At 61.5% G+C, this 16,441-nt stretch carries 16 protein-coding genes; 11 read left to right on the top strand and 5 right to left on the bottom strand.

The features are described 5' to 3' along the window. Positions 1-3: 3 nt before the first annotated feature. Both AC5FXY_RS18905 and AC5FXY_RS18910 read right to left on the bottom strand, forming a co-directional pair. A complete protein-coding gene (locus AC5FXY_RS18905) occupies positions 4-390 on the bottom strand; it encodes a hypothetical protein (protein WP_493558277.1) in 387 nt (128 codons plus the stop codon). Positions 391-487: 97 nt separating this feature from the next. Next, on the bottom strand, positions 488-1,234 hold the full coding sequence (locus AC5FXY_RS18910) for an RDD family protein (protein ID WP_493558278.1): 747 nt from the start codon (positions 1,232-1,234) through the stop codon (positions 488-490). Positions 1,235-1,325: 91 nt separating this feature from the next. On the opposite strand from AC5FXY_RS18910, the gene AC5FXY_RS18915 reads away from it, so the two are divergent. From AC5FXY_RS18915 to AC5FXY_RS18950, 8 genes are all read left to right on the top strand, one after another. Beyond that, positions 1,326-2,315 (top strand): stage II sporulation protein M, encoded by a 990-nt coding sequence (locus AC5FXY_RS18915; protein WP_493558279.1) that lies wholly within the window; start codon positions 1,326-1,328, stop codon positions 2,313-2,315. 36 nt (positions 2,316-2,351) lie between these two features. Next, entirely contained in the window at positions 2,352-3,239 is an 888-nt protein-coding gene (locus AC5FXY_RS18920) for a hypothetical protein (RefSeq protein ID WP_493558280.1), read from the top strand. A 21-nt stretch (positions 3,240-3,260) separates the two neighbouring features. Next, entirely contained in the window at positions 3,261-4,130 is an 870-nt protein-coding gene (locus AC5FXY_RS18925) for a hypothetical protein (protein ID WP_493558281.1), read from the top strand. A gap of 57 nt (positions 4,131-4,187) precedes the next feature. Beyond that, positions 4,188-5,135 carry a hypothetical protein gene (locus tag AC5FXY_RS18930; protein WP_493558282.1) on the top strand — a complete coding sequence of 316 codons (948 nt, stop codon included), beginning with the start codon at positions 4,188-4,190 and terminating at the stop codon, positions 5,133-5,135. Next, positions 5,135-5,908: a DUF4129 domain-containing protein gene (locus AC5FXY_RS18935; RefSeq protein WP_493558283.1), complete on the top strand. Its 774-nt coding sequence runs from the start codon at positions 5,135-5,137 to the stop codon at positions 5,906-5,908. Before AC5FXY_RS18930 ends, AC5FXY_RS18935 begins: the two co-directional genes overlap by 1 nt. Next, positions 5,908-7,149 (top strand): DUF4350 domain-containing protein, encoded by a 1,242-nt coding sequence (locus AC5FXY_RS18940; RefSeq protein ID WP_493558284.1) that lies wholly within the window; start codon positions 5,908-5,910, stop codon positions 7,147-7,149. Before AC5FXY_RS18935 ends, AC5FXY_RS18940 begins: the two co-directional genes overlap by 1 nt. Positions 7,150-7,224: 75 nt before the next feature. Then, complete coding sequence (locus tag AC5FXY_RS18945) at positions 7,225-8,223, top strand: AAA family ATPase (protein ID WP_493558285.1); 999 nt, start codon at positions 7,225-7,227, stop codon at positions 8,221-8,223. Between the two features lie 157 nt (positions 8,224-8,380). Next, positions 8,381-9,754, top strand: a complete 1,374-nt coding sequence (locus AC5FXY_RS18950; protein WP_493558286.1) for a DUF58 domain-containing protein — start codon at positions 8,381-8,383, stop codon at positions 9,752-9,754. A 19-nt stretch (positions 9,755-9,773) separates the two neighbouring features. On the opposite strand, the gene AC5FXY_RS18955 is transcribed toward AC5FXY_RS18950, so the two are convergent. Then, positions 9,774-10,784 carry an L-threonylcarbamoyladenylate synthase gene (locus tag AC5FXY_RS18955; protein WP_493558287.1) on the bottom strand — a complete coding sequence of 337 codons (1,011 nt, stop codon included), beginning with the start codon at positions 10,782-10,784 and terminating at the stop codon, positions 9,774-9,776. A 264-nt stretch (positions 10,785-11,048) separates the two neighbouring features. Here AC5FXY_RS18955 and AC5FXY_RS18960 point away from each other — a divergent pair, with 264 nt between their 5' ends. Next, entirely contained in the window at positions 11,049-13,100 is a 2,052-nt protein-coding gene (locus AC5FXY_RS18960; RefSeq protein WP_493558288.1) for a beta-N-acetylhexosaminidase, read from the top strand. 78 nt (positions 13,101-13,178) lie between these two features. Beyond that, the gene (locus AC5FXY_RS18965; protein WP_493558289.1) at positions 13,179-14,081 is read left to right on the top strand and encodes a hypothetical protein; all 903 of its coding nucleotides are present in this window, start codon (positions 13,179-13,181) and stop codon (positions 14,079-14,081) included. Between the two features lie 21 nt (positions 14,082-14,102). Here the strand turns inward: AC5FXY_RS18965 and AC5FXY_RS18970 are convergent, their stop codons facing one another. After that, entirely contained in the window at positions 14,103-14,915 is an 813-nt protein-coding gene (locus AC5FXY_RS18970) for an ArsI/CadI family heavy metal resistance metalloenzyme (RefSeq protein ID WP_493558290.1), read from the bottom strand. Positions 14,916-14,992: 77 nt separating this feature from the next. After that, the gene (gene sigZ / locus AC5FXY_RS18975) at positions 14,993-15,568 is read right to left on the bottom strand and encodes an RNA polymerase sigma factor SigZ (protein ID WP_493558291.1); all 576 of its coding nucleotides are present in this window, start codon (positions 15,566-15,568) and stop codon (positions 14,993-14,995) included. 222 nt (positions 15,569-15,790) lie between these two features. Between sigZ and AC5FXY_RS18980 the strand changes: the two genes are divergently transcribed. After that, positions 15,791-16,399, top strand: a complete 609-nt coding sequence (locus tag AC5FXY_RS18980; protein WP_493558292.1) for a 3'-5' exonuclease — start codon at positions 15,791-15,793, stop codon at positions 16,397-16,399. Positions 16,400-16,441: the final 42 nt, after the last annotated feature.

Consider the following 16,441-nt stretch of genomic DNA (forward strand, 5'->3'; position numbering starts at 1 on the left):
TAATTATCCCTCCTCGCCTACGTGCGGGTTTTCCGGCTCGTTAGTTTCCCAGTTGCGGGTACCGCTTTGGCGGAAGCGGGCGTCACCGTGGCGCGTGTCATCGGGCTCGGGTGGGGTTTCCTGACCGAAATACGGCTGGAAGTTGTCCGGATTAGTCGTGCCCTGGCTTTTATGCTGCGCATTTTCGGGCCGCCCAAAGTCATCGTAATTGGGCGCGTTCTGCTTGGGTGCGTGCAACGACGGATCGGCCAGCTGGCCCGGAATGCCTTCCGGGATGTGGGCCTCTTCGGCTCCGCGGCGGTGATTTTCTGCCTGCGGGTTTAAATTCTCCTGCTCATCCGGGTTGTTGTCCTTATTAAATTCGAACTGGTCGTTTTTATTATTAGCCATGATGAAGCGTTGATTGGGTGATATCCTTGCTACGCGCATTCGGCAGCGGAGTTTGCCCAAGCCTTGCTTTTCATTCCCAGTAAGCCAGCACAACTTATTAATCGGCAGTTTGTGCTGCCAGGTGCCCATAATCGCGCAGCACAATCAGCAGGAATTCCCGGTCGGGAATGGTCGTCTGAATACCGGTGATGGTGCGTACGCGCTGGGCCACGTCGGTCAGGATGTGGTAGGCGCCGCGCTGTTCGCTCTGCGTCACCAGTTCCTGAATCAGGCGCACGTCGTGGTCAGATAGACTGGTGACTTCGGGGAAAGTCACGCGGTAGTTGGGGTCGTAGCTGACGCCGAACAGGGAGTTGTCGGCGGCGTTCTGGCGACGGTTCAGACGCACCACGGCGGTACCAGCGGCCATGTCGCCGAGGCGCTGGCCGCGCCCGCCGCCCAGCACGCAGGCCATGGCTACAATACCGTAAAACAGGCTGATATCGACCACCCGCAGCACCCAGCGCAACAAATATTGGCTGAAGCGCGGCGGCGTGCCATTCAGGCTGATGACGCGCACCTTCATCAGCCGCTTACCGATGCTCTGCCCTTTCCAGACCAGTTCGGAAAGCAGGTGATACAGGAAAATGGGCAAGGCAATCGACACAAAAAACAGGATGGTCACCACTGACTCGCCGCCCCGGGTATCCAGATCCAGAATGCCGAAAAACAAGATGGCGCAGAGAATGGCCCAGCCCGCCTGCACTACCCCATCAATGAGCGTGGCAGCAATCCGCTCGCCAACGGAAGCCGTTTCGTACTCGAGCGTGACATTTTGGGTGGTAGGGATGCGAAGAAGCGCCATAAACGCGGTGGAAAAAATTGCAGAATAGCTCCAAAAATAGGACCTTCCCGACACGTTATCATGCCCTTTCCCGTGAGGCGGGCGCTTCTTTATGCGTGAAGCTGTATTCATTCGCCGCAATCAGGAACGGTGGCACTCTTATGAGCATACTCCGGCCGGTAGCCCGGAGGAGCTGGCCGAACGTTTCGTGGCTCTTACCGACGATCTGGCCTACGCCCGTACCTTCTACCCCGCGGCGCCCGTAACGCAACACCTCAACCAACTAGCGTCGCGCTTTCACGAGCAGCTGTACCGCCGCCGCACCACCCAACGCCGTGGCCTGGGCTATTTCTGGCTGACGGAGTTTCCGCTGTTGCTAGCGCGGCATTGGCGGCCTATGGCGCTGGCGCTAGGCTTGTTTCTGCTATTCGGCGGCCTGGGCACCATTTCCGCAGCTGAAGACGACACCTTCGTGCGCCTCATCTTGGGTGATGCGTACGTGAACAAAACACTGGAGAACATCCGGCGCGGGCGCCCCACCGATATCTACGGCAACTCGTCGGAGATTTCCATGTTTCTGTACATCGCGCTGAACAACGTGCGCGTGGCCCTGACCATGTTTGCCATGGGCGCTGTGGCTGGGCTGGGCACCCTGGGCATGCTGTTCTACAACGCCGTGATGGTGGGCAGCTTTCAGTATTTCTTTTTTGCGCAGGGCGTAGGGCTGCAAGCATCGTTGGCCATTTGGGTGCACGGCACCATCGAAATCAGTTGCATCATCCTCGCGGCCGGGGCCGGGCTGGTGCTGGGCAGCAGCCTGCTGTTTCCGGGCAGCTACCCGCGCGGGGAGGCACTGCGCCGCGGCGCCCGCGACGGCATCAAGCTCATGGCCGGGCTGGTGCCGCTGATTGTGGTGGCGGCCTTCCTGGAAGGCTTTATTACGCGCCTCGCCCCGCAGCATCCCTTGGCCGTGAGCGTGCCCGCCATTGGGCTGTCGCTGCTGCTGGTGCTGGGTTACTTCGTGGTTTATCCGTGGTGGCTGCACCGGCGCACCGAGCGTGCGGCGCAGGCCTTGCCCGAGTTCGATGAAGAAGCTCCCTGATACTACTCGCTCCTTATTTCCTTCACCGTTATCCACATGCCCACGCTTACTACTGCCGCGGTAGCCAGTGCTCCGCCCGCCTTCAGCCACCCAGCTGACTTTTACCAAACCCGTGACTTTGGCCAGAAGTGGGAAGCAGCAGCCCAGTTGCTGCGCTTGCACGGCAAAGAGTTTTTGGCAGCGCTGCTGCGCTACGTTGCGCCGTGGTTGCTGCTCGGCGCCGTTATCCAAGCTACTGGGGTGGCAATGCTCGAAGATAACAGCGGCGCTGACCGGCTAGGCTCCATCTTCGAACGCGTAGCCGACATTATCGGGACCGGCGTGGCTTACGGTTTCATTCGGGCCCGCATGAACAGCTATCAGCAGCCCGGCCAGCCCCTTACGGCGCAATTGATTTGGGAGCAAGTAAGCCACACGGGCACTTACTTCGGCAAAGTAATTTTGGGTGGACTGGCAGTAGTCCTGGGCTTCATCTTACTGGTGCTGCCGGGTATTTATGTGTGGGTAGTGCTGGCGCTGCTGCCGGGAGTGGTGTTTATGGAGCAGGGCGGCCTTGATCGTTGCTTTCACTTGATCAAAGGCCACTGGTGGTCTACTGCCGCCGTGGTGCTGGTGGTGGCCGTGTTTACCGTGGCGGTGGTGTTGGTACCGGCCGGCGTGCTGGGCTATGTGGTGGCAGAAGTAGATGAATCGGGTGCGAAGATTTCCCTGCTGTTCTCGTTGGTTATTCACCTGCTGGTGGCAGCTGCCTTACTGGCTGTTCAGGCGGTTGGCAACATTGTTCTAGCCTTCAATTACTTCAGCATCATCGAAGCCGAACAAAGTATTGGACTGGAGTGGCAAGCAGCCCGCCTGGGTGAAGCACCCACCCCCGTAGCTCCCATGGACTACGGCAGCGACTACCGCGACGAACAAACGCTCTAACCTTTCAGTGGTCCTTCTATAATGTCCACTTTTACCCAAGCGGCACCGGCTATGGCGCCCCCAGCCTTCAGCCACCCGGCCGATTTTTATCAAACTCGCGACTTCGGGCAGAAATGGGAAGCCACGGCGCAGTTGCTGCGCCTGCATGGGCGGGAGCTGCTGAGCGCCTTGCTGCGTTACGTGTCGCTATGGATGGTGTTGGGGGCCTTCTTTCAGGCCGTCGGGGTGCACTACATCGGTACCGAAAGCGCCATGCTCAATCCTTTGGGCCTCGTGTTTGAGTTCATCGGCTCTTTTGTGGCTACCGGCGTGGTGTACGGCTTCATGCGGGCCCGCATGCATGCGCTGGACGAACCCGGCGCCCGGTTCACGGCCGAACAGATCTGGGACTTCGTCAATGGCCTCGGCAATTACTTCGGCAGTGCACTGATCGGCGGTGCGCTCATGATTCTGGGCTTTATCTGCCTGCTGCTGCCCGGCTTTTACATGTGGGTGGTGCTGACACTGCTGCCCGGCGTGGTGCTAATCGAGGATGGCGAAAAGACCTTGTCGCGCTGCTTTGAGCTGATCCGCGGCTACTTCTGGTCCACGGCCGGCCTGGTGCTGATGACGGTGCTACTCAACTACGGTGTGGTGGTGGTTCCGCAAAAGGCTATCATGTGGCTGGCCTTGTTTCTGGAGCTCGACTACACCGATTGGTATTGGGTAATGCCAACACAGCTGTTGATTTCTACGCTGAAGTTTTTGCTGCAACCCATCACAGCTATCTTGCTGGCCTTTAATTATTTTAGCATTGTAGAGGCCAAAGAAAGCCCTGGCCTGGAATGGCGGGCGGCCCGCATTGGTCAGGCACCGCTGGAAAGCCCTGCTCCGCCCCTGTACGCCCCCTAGCGCGTCCGACGATTCCTTGATCTAGCATCACGTTCACATTTTGCCGCTCAGCCAGCCATGCAAACTTCTACCCTAGCTCCCCGCACCGAATCGGAGCGGACGTTTACCACGCCTCAGGACTTTTACCGCTTGCGCGAGTTCGGGCAGAAATTCGAAGCCACGTTTGCGTTTTTGGGCAAGCACGGCCCCAATATGTACCGGGTACTGCTGGTGCCTATGCTGCTGGGCATTGTGCCGCTGGCTGCCGCTTTCATCGTGGGTTTCCGCAACTTCACTGTGTTCGATGGCAACCTATCCCCAGCCGCTATGCTGATGCTGCCGGCGCTGGTAGGCTTGTGGCTGATTGCCATGGCAGCCTTCCTGGTGATGTACGCCATGATGTACAGCTTCGTGAAGTGCCGCATGCAGCAACCCGATCCGGCCCTGGCAGTTACCGTTGGAGAGGTTTGGAATGAAGCTCGTCAACATCTGCTTTCCATGGTGGGCTCCGGTATTTTGGCCATGATTGTCATGGTTTTGGGCCTCATGCTGCTGGTTATTCCGGGCTACTACGTAGCTATTGCCTTCACCATGCTGCCGTGCGTGGTCGTGTTCGAAAACGCCGGCGTCGGCTCCACCATCAGCCGCTGCATCTCGCTGATCCGCGGTAAGTGGTGGTCCACCTTTGGCCTGATGATAGTGGGAGGCTTGGCCGTAGGCCTGGCAGCGGGTGCACTGGGCGGTGTTGTGGGCTTGCTGATGACGCTAATCGGCTTGAGCACTTCCGACGGTGTCAATACTTTAGGCTTTGCCATTGGCCAAAGCATCCAAATGGCGTGCATGCTGGCGCTGTACCCGGTGCTGTACCTGCTGCTGATGTTCCAGTATTTTAACCTAGTGGAGCGCAAAGACGGCGTAAGCCTGCAATGGCGCGCCGCCGAGCTGGGTCAAACTCCTCAAACCGGCCACAACCCCGGCTCTGACGAAAACATGTTCCGCCCGAGCTACGGCGACCAAACGCTTTGATGCGCCCTTTTCTCTCGACAGTTACTTACCGCTGGCTTGGCGCCGCGCTGCTTACCGCCCATTTAGCCGTAGCCGCGCCGGCTGCCACGCTGGCTCAGTCTGCCCCGGCAGTTACTTCGGCTGCAATACCTCCCGCGCCCGCTCCGGCTGTCCGCGACTTCTCGGCTGCCGAGCTGCAGCGCCTGCGCGCCGACAGTGACCTGCAATACCAGGAAGCCCCACCAGCCGACAACCCTATTTCGCGCTGGTGGCGCAACCTCATGCGCCGGTTGTTCCGCTCGTTTACTGCGCCCGACACCACCATTTTCTGGCAGATTCTATTCTACGGTTTGGCCATCACGGCGCTCATCCTCATTGTGATGCAGCTGCTGGGCCTGAACCCGCGCGAGTGGCTGCGCAGCCGGGGCCGCCGCGTGGAGGTGCCTTTTGCGCTGGAAGCCGACGACGTGCACGAAGCCACTTTGCCCGACCGTCTGAGGAATGCCGAAGAGCAGGGCGAATGGCGCTTGGCTACGCGCCTGGGTTACCTGCTCGTGCTCAAAGCCCTCACCGACCGCGGCCTGATCGAGTGGAAGCCCAACAAGACCAATCACCATTACCAAACCGAGCTGCGCACCACTGCCCCCGCGCTTACGGAGGCTTTTGCGTCGCTTACCTGGCAGTTTGAGTACGTGTGGTACGGCGAGTTTGAGCCCGCCGCCGCCCAGTACGAGCAAGTAAGCACCGCCCGTCAGGCTTTCCTTTCCGACGTTCATAACCGCCGCGCCGCCTGATGCTACGCTCTATTCGCTGGCCGCTCACCGTGCTGGGCGTGCTGATTCTGACCTGGACGGTGGTGGTATACAACGCTCCCAAGCAACTGGACTGGACGCCAACCTACCGTCACGACCACAAAAAGCCGCTGGGCACCTATGCCCTGTTTCGCCTGCTGACCGGCATTACAGGGCAGCCGGTACAGGTGACCCGCGAGTCACCCTACGAGGTACTCAGCGACTCAACCGCGGCGCCGGCGGTTTACCTGCTGGCCCAACCCACCTTCAGTCCCGGCCCGGCCGATGCCCTCGCCCTGCACCGCTACCTGCAGCGCGGCGGAACCGTGTGGCTGGCCGCCGATGACTTCTCTACGTCTCGTGAAATCGACCGGCTCTGGCAGCTGCCGGCTACCTCGGACCTGCCGTTCCGGGCGAAAACCACGCTACAGGATACGTCGCAGTTCCGGCTGACGGCCGCCGCGCTGCGTGGCCGCACTGCTGCCTTGCCCGAGCGCGTATTCGGTTCTTATTTCGTCCAGGATTCGGCCGGCCGCCTGAAAGCTGCCTCGCCCGATTCGGTTCGGCGCACAGTCCCCGCGGCGGTACTGGCCACCGATGCGCAGCGGCACCCCATTCTGGTGCATTTGCCCGTAGGGCGGGGGCACTTGTATTTGTGCTCAGTGCCAGCCCTGGTCAGCAACTACGGCGTAATGCACAGGCAAAATGCCGCCTTCGTGGCGGGTGCCTTGTCGTACCTGCCCAAGGGCTCGGTGCTGTGGGATGAGTTTTACAAGCAAGGCCGCACCGATGATGATTCGCTGCTACGCGTGGTGCACCGCAGCCCGGCCCTGACCTGGGCCTGGTACGGGCTGCTGACGGGGGGCGTGCTGTTTGCCTTGCTTGGCGCGCGCCGCCGCCAACGCCCGGTTCCCACGTTGCGCCCGCTGCCCAATACCAGCCTGCAGTTTGCGCGCACTGTGGCCGATGTATACCGACAGGGGCGCAACCACCATGCGCTGGCGACGCTGCGCATCCGGCTGTTTTTCGATTACCTGCGCACCCGCTTTCAGGAGCCCGTACCGCAGAGCATCGATACGGACTACCCGCGCCGGTTAAGCGTGCGCACCGGCGTGCCCCAGGAAGAAATAACGACGCTGCTGGCCCGGCTGCACAATTACCTGGATGCTCAGCACGTGTCCGAAACCGAACTTCACCAGCTTCACTCCCTCCTCACTGACTTCCGAAAGCGCGCCGAAAGCTAAACGGCCGCCTAGCTATTTATTTACCTTTTTCGACTTGCTGGCCCTGTTGCGCACCCGGGCCGCCGCTTTTGCCTAATGGAACCGACGACCAATCATACCACCGACTCAACCTTTGTGCCCCGCACCGACCTCCGCCAGCTCGCCGGCACCACCGAAGCCGTCCGGCAGGAAGTGGGCCGCGTGCTTGTGGGCCAGCACGAGCTGGTAGAGCTGCTGCTCGTGGCTCTGCTTGCCGATGGGCACGTGCTGCTGGAAGGCGTGCCCGGCGTAGCCAAGACGCTCACCGCCAAGCTGCTTGCCCGCACGCTCTCGGTGCCCTTCGGTCGCATTCAGTTCACACCCGACCTGATGCCCTCCGACGTGCTCGGCACCTCGGTGTATGTGCCCACCCGCGGCGCTTTTGAGTTCCGGCAAGGCCCCATCTTCTCCAGCGTGGTGCTGATCGACGAAATCAACCGTGCCCCGGCCAAGACCCAGTCGGCCCTGTTTGAGGTGATGGAAGAGCGCCACGTTACCTACGACGGCGTGACGCACCACCTGGGAGAGCCGTTCATGATTCTGGCTACTCAGAACCCCGTGGAGCAGGAAGGCACTTACCGTCTACCGGAGGCTCAGCTCGACCGTTTCCTCTTCAAAGCGTTGGTACCCTACCCCACCGAAGCCGAGGAAATCTTAATCCTGCAGGGCCACCACGCGGGCCCCGGTGGCTTGCCGTTGGACGAGGTAAAGCCCGTGGTAACGCCCGAGCAGCTGCACGCCCTGCGCCGGCAGATTCGTCAGCAGCACGTAGAGCCGCGCCTATTTGAGTATGTAGCCCGCCTGGTAGGCCTGACGCGCACGCACAAATCCATTTACCTCGGCGCTTCGCCGCGCGCTTCCTTGGCCTTGCTGAACGGCGCCAAGGCCCTGGCCGCCCTGCGCGGCCGCGACTTCGTGACGCCCGAGGACATTCAGCACCTGGCGCCGCCGGTGCTTCGGCACCGCATTCAGCTCACGCCCGAGCGGGAACTGGAAGGCCTCAGCCCCGATGATGTGGTGCGGCAGCTATTGCAGCAAGTCGAAGTACCGCGGTAAGGCGCATCTAACCAGTACCTCTGCCATCCAACATCGCCTGCGTAAGCCGGTGGCGGGGCCCCGGCGGGTCTGAGTCCTGCTAGTATTTATCGTCGGTCAGCACCCGCGCAAGCGCTGCCGCCTGACGACAGTTCGCTATTCATCCGCGCTTTCACGCATGCCCGAAAGCCCTACTGCTTTTCGCAATTTTATTGCCTCGCTGCTGCTGCCGCCGCGCTTCTTCGCGGCCGTGACGGTAGTAGTCACATTGCTGATTGTCGCGCATTTCTGGCCCGTGCTGGTAGCTCCAGCGCAAATCCTGACTCTCGTGCTGGCCCTGCTTACTTTGCTCGACGCCGGCCTGCTTTACGGTCTGGGTGGTGGCAGCGGGGTCTTTGCGCGTCGGCTGCTGGGCAAACGCCTTTCCAACGGCGACGACAACGACATTCAGGTGGTGGTGGAAAACCGCTACCCTTTCCGGGCGCGGCTGGATGTAGTCGACGATGTGCCGATTCAGTTTCAGCGCCGCGACTTGCTGTTTCCGCTGCGCCTTGCAGCGGGCACGGCCAGCACCCTACATTACCAGCTACGGCCCAACCGCCGCGGTGAATACGTGTTTGGGGAAACCAACGTGCTGGCCCGCTCCCCGCTGGGCCTGGTGCAGCGCCGTTACCGTTTTGGGGAAGGCGACGTGACGGTGGCCGTGTACCCATCGTTTCTGCAGATGCGCCGTTACGAGTTGCTGGCTTTATCAAATCGCCTGACCGAGGTGGGCGTGAAGCGCATTCGCCGCGTGGGCCAGAGCATGGAGTTCGACCACATTCGCCCCTATGCCCTCGGCGACGACCCGCGCACCATCAACTGGAAAGCCACCGCCCGCCGCCCCGGCGACGACCAACTGCTCGTCAACCACCACGAGGACGAGCGCGCCCAACAGGTGTACTGCGTTATCGACAAAGGCCGCGTGATGCGCATGCCTTTCGAAGAGCTGGCGCTGCTGGATTATGCCATCAATGCCTCCTTGGTGTTGAGCAACATTGCCCTACTTAAGCACGACCGCGCCGGCCTCATCACCTTCGCCCACGAACCTGGCGACGTGGTAGCCGCCGACCGCCGTCGGGGGCAGCTCACGCGCCTGCTGGAAGTGCTCTACCGCCAGCAGACGCGCTTTCTGGAATCCGATTTCGAGCGGCTGGCAGCCTTGGTACAGCGCCAAGTCAAGCAGCGAAGCTTGCTCATGCTGTTCACCAACTTTGAGAGCCTGCACGGTTTGCAGCGCCAACTGCCATACCTGCGCCGCTTGGCTAGCCGGCACCTACTGCTGGTAGTCTTTTTTGAAAACACGGAACTGCGCGGCAGCCTCGACAAGCCCGCCGAGACCACCGACGACCTCTACACTCAGACCGTGGCCGAGAAATTTGTGCAGGACAAGCGCCGCATGGTGCTGGAATTGCAGCGCTACGGTATTCATGGGCTGCTCACGGCACCGCAGAACCTTACGGCCAACACCATCAACCGCTACCTCGAATTTAAAGCCCGGGGCCTGATCTAATACCACGCCGGGCAACCGGCTATTTAACTGAGGCCCTTGTCAGGCGGTCGTTGATGGCTACGCCAATGCCCTTTTCGGGTACTCGCTCGGCCAGAATCAGCGACAAGCCCAGGGCATCGAGCTTGTAGAGCCCCGCATACAGGTTATAAGCCGCTTCGGCCAAGTCGCCGCTGGGGCTCAGCACCACCTGTTGCTGCTCCGGAATGCCGGGAGCGTAGTGCTGCAGGGCCAGCACGCCGGTTTGCTCCGGCGGCACATCGGCGGCTTGCAGCTGGCCGGGCTCTACCAGGCGCAAAGCCGTGCGGGGTGAATAGTGCTGCGTGAGCAGGCCCGGACTGGCCACCTTGGCGTGGTTGGGCGTGCGCAGCCGGGTACCAGGCGCCACCCGTTGGATTTCTTCCAGCGAAATGGCGCCGGGCCGGTACACCACGGGCACACCACCTTCAAAACCTATCACCGTCGACTCGATACCCCGGCGGCAGGGGCCACCGTTCAAAATGTACGGAATCCGTCCTTCTAGCTGGTGCAGCACGTGAGCTGGCTCGGTGGGGCTCACGCCCCCGAAAGCATTGGCGCTAGGTGCCGCCAGCGGAAAGCTGAGCTGCCGCAGTAGGCTCTGCGTTACGGGGTGCTGGGGAATGCGCACGGCCACATCGGGCAAGCCGGCTGTAACCAGATCGGGCACTTGCGGGTGCTTAGGTAGCAGCAAAGTGAGCGGCCCAGGCGTAAAATGATCCAGCAACTGCCAGGCCAGCGGCGGCAGCTTCAACACCAGTTTGCTGAGCTGCTCGGTATCGGCCACGTGCAGGATCAGCGGATTGTGCAGGGGCCGGCTTTTGGCCGCGAATATCTTGCGTACTACCTGCTCATTGAGCCCGTTGCCGGCTAGGCCGTAGACCGTTTCGGTAGGTATGGCCACCAGTTCTCCCTGGCGTAGCAGTTCAGCCGCGTAAGCGGGGTCGGTTCCGATGATGGTTTCCATGGCGTGAAAGAGCTGAACTGAAGCGGGCGTAAGAATATAACGAGACAAAGATGGTAGCGGTTTGTGCCCTGCCCGCATGCCTACTCAACTGCCACCCCCTGAGGCGCTGACTGTCAACTGGCTCCTAAGTGTTGGCTGTGCGCTACCGGGCTACATTGCGGCCATTACGCCACGCATCCGCCCAAATGCGGCACGAAGAAAGGCAGTTTCAGCGTAGTAGGCCAAATAGTACTTCTGCGGATTGCCCCTCTCACAGTTGCTTTGGGCAAAATAATTGTAAAGCTCCCGGCAGCTTTGCCGTAAACTCGCCCTATGTTTCTTCGTTTGCTTTTTCTGCTGCTGGCGCTGCCGCTTTTTCTTTCTGCCCAACCCTCGGACACCCGAAACCTGATGCCGGTGCCTGCCGAAGTGCGGTGGGGTGCTGGCTCTATCGGCTGGAAAAGCAAGCTGAAGCCCCAGATTACCGGCCCCGCCGACGCGGATCTGCAGGCGGCCGTGCGCCGCACGTTGGTGCGCATGCGCTTCGATGGCACGGACCTAACCGGCGCTTCTACCTTGCCGCTGCAAATCAGCTATGGCCAACTGGGCCGGCCCGAAGCTTTCGACAGCGAGCGGTATAGCCTGCGCGTGACGCCCGGTGGCGTTACCATCGATGCGCCTACTTCCCTGGGCGTGCTGCGGGCTCTGGCCACCTTGGAACAGCTGCCCCAGAGCTACGGCCGGCACGTGGGCATACCGGAAGTGGAAATTCAGGACCAGCCGCGCTTTCCCTGGCGCGGCTTGCTGATCGACGCGGCGCGGCACTTCATGCCGGTGAGCGTAATCAAGCGCAACCTCGACGCCATGGCCGCGGTGAAGCTGAACGTGCTGCACTGGCACCTCACCGACGACCAAGGCTTTCGGGTGGAAAGCAAGGTGCTGCCGAAGCTGCATCAGGTGGGCGGCGCCGATGGCTACTACACCCAGGAGCAGGTGCGCGAGGTGTTGCGCTACGCCGCCGCCCGCGGCATTCGGGTAGTGCCGGAGTTCGACGTGCCCGGCCACGCCACGGCTTGGCTGGCTGCGTATCCGGAGCTGGCGTCCAACGATTCCATCTACGGCGTGTCGCCGCGCTGGGGCGTGCTCAACATCGCCATGGACCCGACCAAGGAAACGACCTACGCGCTGCTGGACAAGCTGTTCGCGGAAATGACGGTCTTGTTTCCCGACCCGTATTTCCACATCGGCGGCGACGAAAACGACGGGCGGCAGTGGCGGCGCAACCCGCGCATTGCGCAGTACATGCGCGAGCGGGGCATGGTGAAGCGCGACGGCTCGGTAGACAAGCACGCGCTCCAAACGGCCTTTAACCGCCGCATCCTCACCATGGTCACCAAGTACAACAAGCGCATGGTGGGCTGGGACGAAATCCTCGGGCCAGGTCTCCCTTCCGATGCCCTGATTCAGAGCTGGCGTGGCAAAAAAGGCCTGTACGAAGCTGCCAAGGCCGGCCACCAAGCCATTTTGTCCAACGGCTACTACCTTGATCTGTACCTCACCGCCGCCTCGCACTACACGCCCGACCCCGTGCCCGCCGACGCTCCGCTTACCGACGAGGAGAAGAAGCGCATTCTGGGCGGTGAGGCCACCATGTGGTCGGAATTTGCCGATTCGGTTATCATCGATTCGCGCATCTGGCCGCGCGCCGGCGCCGTGGCCGAACGGCTGTGGTCGGCCGCTACGGTCACCAATATTCCGGATATGTACCGCCGGCTTACGCCCCTCGCAACGCAGCTCGATGCTATGGGCTTGCAGCACCGCAAGGCCCCGGAGCAGCTGCTGAGCATGATGGCCGCTGGCCACGAGGTAACGCCCTTGCGCACCCTGGCCAACGTATTGGAACCGGTGAAAGAGTACAAACGCCACTTCCAGGGCATGAAGTACACCACCCAAACGCCGCTCAACCGCTTGGTGGATGTGGCACCGGCCGAATCGGAAGAGGTGCGGCAGTTCGGTGCCACGCTCGACAGCCTGCTGAGTTACCCGCGCGCCAAAACCGTGGAGCTGCCCCGTACCCCCGAGACGCGCCGACAGCTGGCCGCCCTCCGCATTCAGCTCAAGCGCTGGCAGCAAAACGACGCCCGCGTGCAGCCGCTGCTGCAAACCAACGAGGCTTTGCGGGAATACGCCCCGCTTTCAACGCAGCTGACGGTGGTATCCACTCTGTTGCTGCAGCGCTTGGAGCAGCTCGACAAGGGCAAGCCGGTATCGGCGGAATGGCTGGCGGCGGCGAAAAAGCAGCTGGAAATAGCCAAGAAGCCTGCAGGCCAGGTCGAGTTGGCCTTGGCAACCAAGCTAGAAAAGCAGTTGCTGGCACAGCCCTAACCAACTAGCTTTCCGGCGCGGCGTACTAACCCCTGCCCCGCTGCCCAACTTTACGGGCAGCCCATACGCCCTCCTCGCATGCATCACCGCCTTCTGTACTTTGCCGCCCTAACCTTGCTGCTGGCTTGCCAACGCGGGCAGCAGGACTCCGAACGCAACCCCAGCTCAACGGCCGAGGCCGTATCGACGGCTTCGGTGGAAGCACTGGCGCGGGAGTTTGGCCCGATGCTGCGCGGCGTGTGGGTAAAAGAAACCTACCTCGCTGAGCTGGCCCGCACCCGTTCTCCGCTGCTGGCAGCCCCGGCGCTGGAGGGCATAGCGGCCCTGCGCATCGACCCCGCTCAGCGCCAAGCCGATAGCCTGCGCGTTGGCGTGAACCTCAACAACCACGAAGGTGACGAGCTGACGTTGTATTTCCGCCCCGGGGCCCGGCCCTCGGCCCTGCCCACCAGCCGCCGCGACTACGACCGCCCCGGCAACTATTACGAGCTGGGCTACGACAAAGCTCCCGCCGATACTACGCTGCTGCTAAACCAGTATAACAAAGGAGGCCGCTTACTTGCCTCCACCCGCTACTATCGTTTGCAGCGCAAAGCGCAGCCCGCCGGTGCCGAGGCCGATGTCATTCAGCGCCTAGCGGTTCGGCAGTTGCTGGCCGGCTCTTATCTGACCACCGACTCTGCCGGTCGCCGCAGCCAGGTACGCATCAGCCCCGATGGCGCGGTGCGTGGCCTGGGGCGCTTCCGGACGATTCAGCCAGCCACCGATTTTGTGGTCACCTACGCCAACAACCTCGACCACCTCGTGCTCGACTCTGGCACGCCGCGCCGCCGCGTCCTGGCTTTCGTGAGCACCCCTGATACGGTGCGGCTGTACGCGGTGAAGTTTCGGGAACCCGACCTGCAGCGGGGCCGCCTGCACTATACGCTGGTGCGCCAACGCCCCCTGGCTACTGGTACCAAAACAGCCCCGCAGCCATAACCCGAAGCTCGCTGAGAGTGACTAGAGGCGAGCAGTAGAGAGGTCGGCCTGCTTCAAGCAGCACACGCCCATGGTGCGCGTAGTGCTGGTATTTAGGTTGAGGACGTAGGTGTATTTCTGCATTCCTACTTCCACCACTATGTGGTAGCGGCCGTCGCGCAGTTGCTCGAAGTTGAACTTGCGCCCGTAGGCTGCGCGCCGGATGGTTTCGCGGTGCAGGGTAACGCCCTGCGCCAGGCTCACTACCTGCACGGAGCCCACCCGGCGCTCAGGATTATCGACGCGTACCCGGAAGCTGTGGTCGTCGGCTTTCTCCACCCGCACCTGAGCCAGCTCCTGCGCCAGCAATGGCCGGCTAAAGAACGTGCCCACGAAGGCCACCAGTACCAGCAACGCTTTCAGTACGCTGGCTTTGGCAGCGGCAGCCGGTTGGGGTTGCGCCGGACGGGCATTCTGGCCTTCGCCGTACACCGTGGCTGTGCCGAAGGTGTAGAAGGCTTCCCAATCCACGCCCTGTGGGTCGGTAATCCAGCTTTTCTCCGATTTGGCGTAGCAGCAGGTGCACTTGCCTTCCTCGCGAATGGCGGCCTTGGCATTTTTGAGGCGGCTGTACACTTCGGCCAGCTCTTCGGGGCTTTCAGCCTGAATGCCGAGGTGCTCGATGCCGGCGTCTTCAGGGTGCAGCGAGAGAGCGAAGTTGATGCGCGGATCGTCGAGCATCCACTTGGCGTAATCGTGCTGGCGCACGGTGGGCTCGGCGGCAAACAGCGCCGTGTAGAAAGCGACGGACTCCTGGAGGTTGGTGACGCGAACGTTGACGTGGAAGCGTTTCATGGTCGGATGGTTTTGAGGTGCTTGAAAATCAATTGCACCGTCATGACGACCCGCTTCCCAGAAAGACGCAGACTTTTTTACTTTTTTTTCAGTTCGGCTTTGTAGCGCTGCAGCGCACCACAATCAGGCCGGATATCGAAGCTGACGAGGCGCCCCTCGGCATCGGTTTCCAGCAGGCAGCACTCCACGAAAACGTCCTTGAGCATCTCCCGCCCGCGCTGAATGCGCGACTTGGTGGCCGACAGGCCCAGCCCTAGCTGCTCGGCAATGGCCTGCTGCTTCAGTCCCTCTACGTCGGAGAGGCGCAGCGGCTCGGCGTAAGCCGGGGGCAACAGTTGAATCATGGGCAGAATGTACTCCACGGCGTCGCGATAGGCCTCGGCTTCGTCCTCCGCCTCCACGTCGAAGTCTTCGTCGACGTGCACGAGGCGGCGGTTCTGGCGCACGGCATCCACTATTGTATTCTGAGCAATCTGGAAAAGCCAGGAGCGCACATTTTGCACGCCCGAGCGCACTTGGCAGAAGCCGTACACTTTCAGCAACACGTCCTGCAGGATGTCGCCGGCCAGCTCTTCATCGGGTACGCGTTTGCGGATGTAGTTGCGCAAGGCATCCTTGTGTTCGTGCCAAAGAGCGGGTACGTCGCAGTTCATGGGCCGTGGCAGATGGAGTTGATGGGGTGTACTTAAATGCGGCGGTGCTGCTCCCTGGCCGCAGAGCTTGCTTGCAAGACCACTTCCTAAACCGACAGCCGGCCAACGAAGAGACACAAAATATTGCGTCGCTACAACAGGTTCCGTTTACAGCCGCAGAATCCGAACTTGCACTTCAGTTCAGGCCGAGCGCCGGCCTCCCTCCTGCCATTTCAGTTCCTTATGCCGCAGCACTACCTCCAGGCCCTGCAAGACCTCAACTTCACCGCCATCGACTTCGAGACGGCCAATGAGAAGCGGCATAGCGCCTGCTCCATCGGCATTGTGCAAGTGCGCGGTGGACAGGTGACCGAGACGCGCCAATACCTTATCCGACCCGTGGAGCTGCGTGTGTCTCCCATGAACTACAGCGTGCACCGTATCTCGGCAGAACAGTTGCGCACCGCCCAAAGCCTGCCCCAGCTCTGGCCGCTCATCGAGCCTTTCCTGCACGACCAGGTGGTGGTAGCTCATCACGCTTCCTTCGACATGAGCGTGCTCGACCACAGCCTCACTGCCCACCAGCTGCCCGCGCCCGAGCTGCGCAGCCTGTGTTCCATCAAGCTGATGAAGGCCAGCCACCCAAATCTGGGCGGCTACCGCCTAAACGAGCTAGCCGCGCATTTCGGCCTCACCCTCAATCACCATGACTCCCTTTCCGACGCCCTCGCCTGCGCCGAGTTGACGGTGCGGGCCCTGCGCAGCGGGCACCCGTTTGAGTGGTCATTAAAGCACCGTGAGCTTACGCGAGGTTTGGCTGCTAAGACGCGGGCCAGAACTACGCGCTGGTAAAATAGCTCCTACCGCCACGGCCCCAGCTTCCAAAGCAATACC

This window comes from Hymenobacter sp. FMD4 (genome assembly GCF_058932745.1).

Bases quoted from the DNA above. Each gene is read 5' to 3' on its own strand.
- AC5FXY_RS18950 (WP_493558286.1), top strand. From the start codon at position 8,381: ATGCCCGAAAGCCCTACTGCTTTTCGCAATTTTATTGCCTCGCTGCTG.
- AC5FXY_RS18910 (WP_493558278.1), bottom strand. From the start codon at position 1,234: ATGGCGCTTCTTCGCATCCCTACCACCCAAAATGTCACGCTCGAGTAC.
- AC5FXY_RS18960 (WP_493558288.1), top strand. From the start codon at position 11,049: ATGTTTCTTCGTTTGCTTTTTCTGCTGCTGGCGCTGCCGCTTTTTCTT.
- AC5FXY_RS18915 (WP_493558279.1), top strand. From the start codon at position 1,326: ATGCGTGAAGCTGTATTCATTCGCCGCAATCAGGAACGGTGGCACTCT.
- AC5FXY_RS18930 (WP_493558282.1), top strand. From the start codon at position 4,188: ATGCAAACTTCTACCCTAGCTCCCCGCACCGAATCGGAGCGGACGTTT.
- AC5FXY_RS18920 (WP_493558280.1), top strand. From the start codon at position 2,352: ATGCCCACGCTTACTACTGCCGCGGTAGCCAGTGCTCCGCCCGCCTTC.
- AC5FXY_RS18925 (WP_493558281.1), top strand. From the start codon at position 3,261: ATGTCCACTTTTACCCAAGCGGCACCGGCTATGGCGCCCCCAGCCTTC.
- sigZ (WP_493558291.1), bottom strand. From the start codon at position 15,568: ATGAACTGCGACGTACCCGCTCTTTGGCACGAACACAAGGATGCCTTG.
- AC5FXY_RS18935 (WP_493558283.1), top strand. From the start codon at position 5,135: ATGCGCCCTTTTCTCTCGACAGTTACTTACCGCTGGCTTGGCGCCGCG.
- AC5FXY_RS18940 (WP_493558284.1), top strand. From the start codon at position 5,908: ATGCTACGCTCTATTCGCTGGCCGCTCACCGTGCTGGGCGTGCTGATT.
- AC5FXY_RS18965 (WP_493558289.1), top strand. From the start codon at position 13,179: ATGCATCACCGCCTTCTGTACTTTGCCGCCCTAACCTTGCTGCTGGCT.
- AC5FXY_RS18980 (WP_493558292.1), top strand. From the start codon at position 15,791: ATGCCGCAGCACTACCTCCAGGCCCTGCAAGACCTCAACTTCACCGCC.
- AC5FXY_RS18945 (WP_493558285.1), top strand. From the start codon at position 7,225: ATGGAACCGACGACCAATCATACCACCGACTCAACCTTTGTGCCCCGC.
- AC5FXY_RS18970 (WP_493558290.1), bottom strand. From the start codon at position 14,915: ATGAAACGCTTCCACGTCAACGTTCGCGTCACCAACCTCCAGGAGTCC.
- AC5FXY_RS18905 (WP_493558277.1), bottom strand. From the start codon at position 390: ATGGCTAATAATAAAAACGACCAGTTCGAATTTAATAAGGACAACAAC.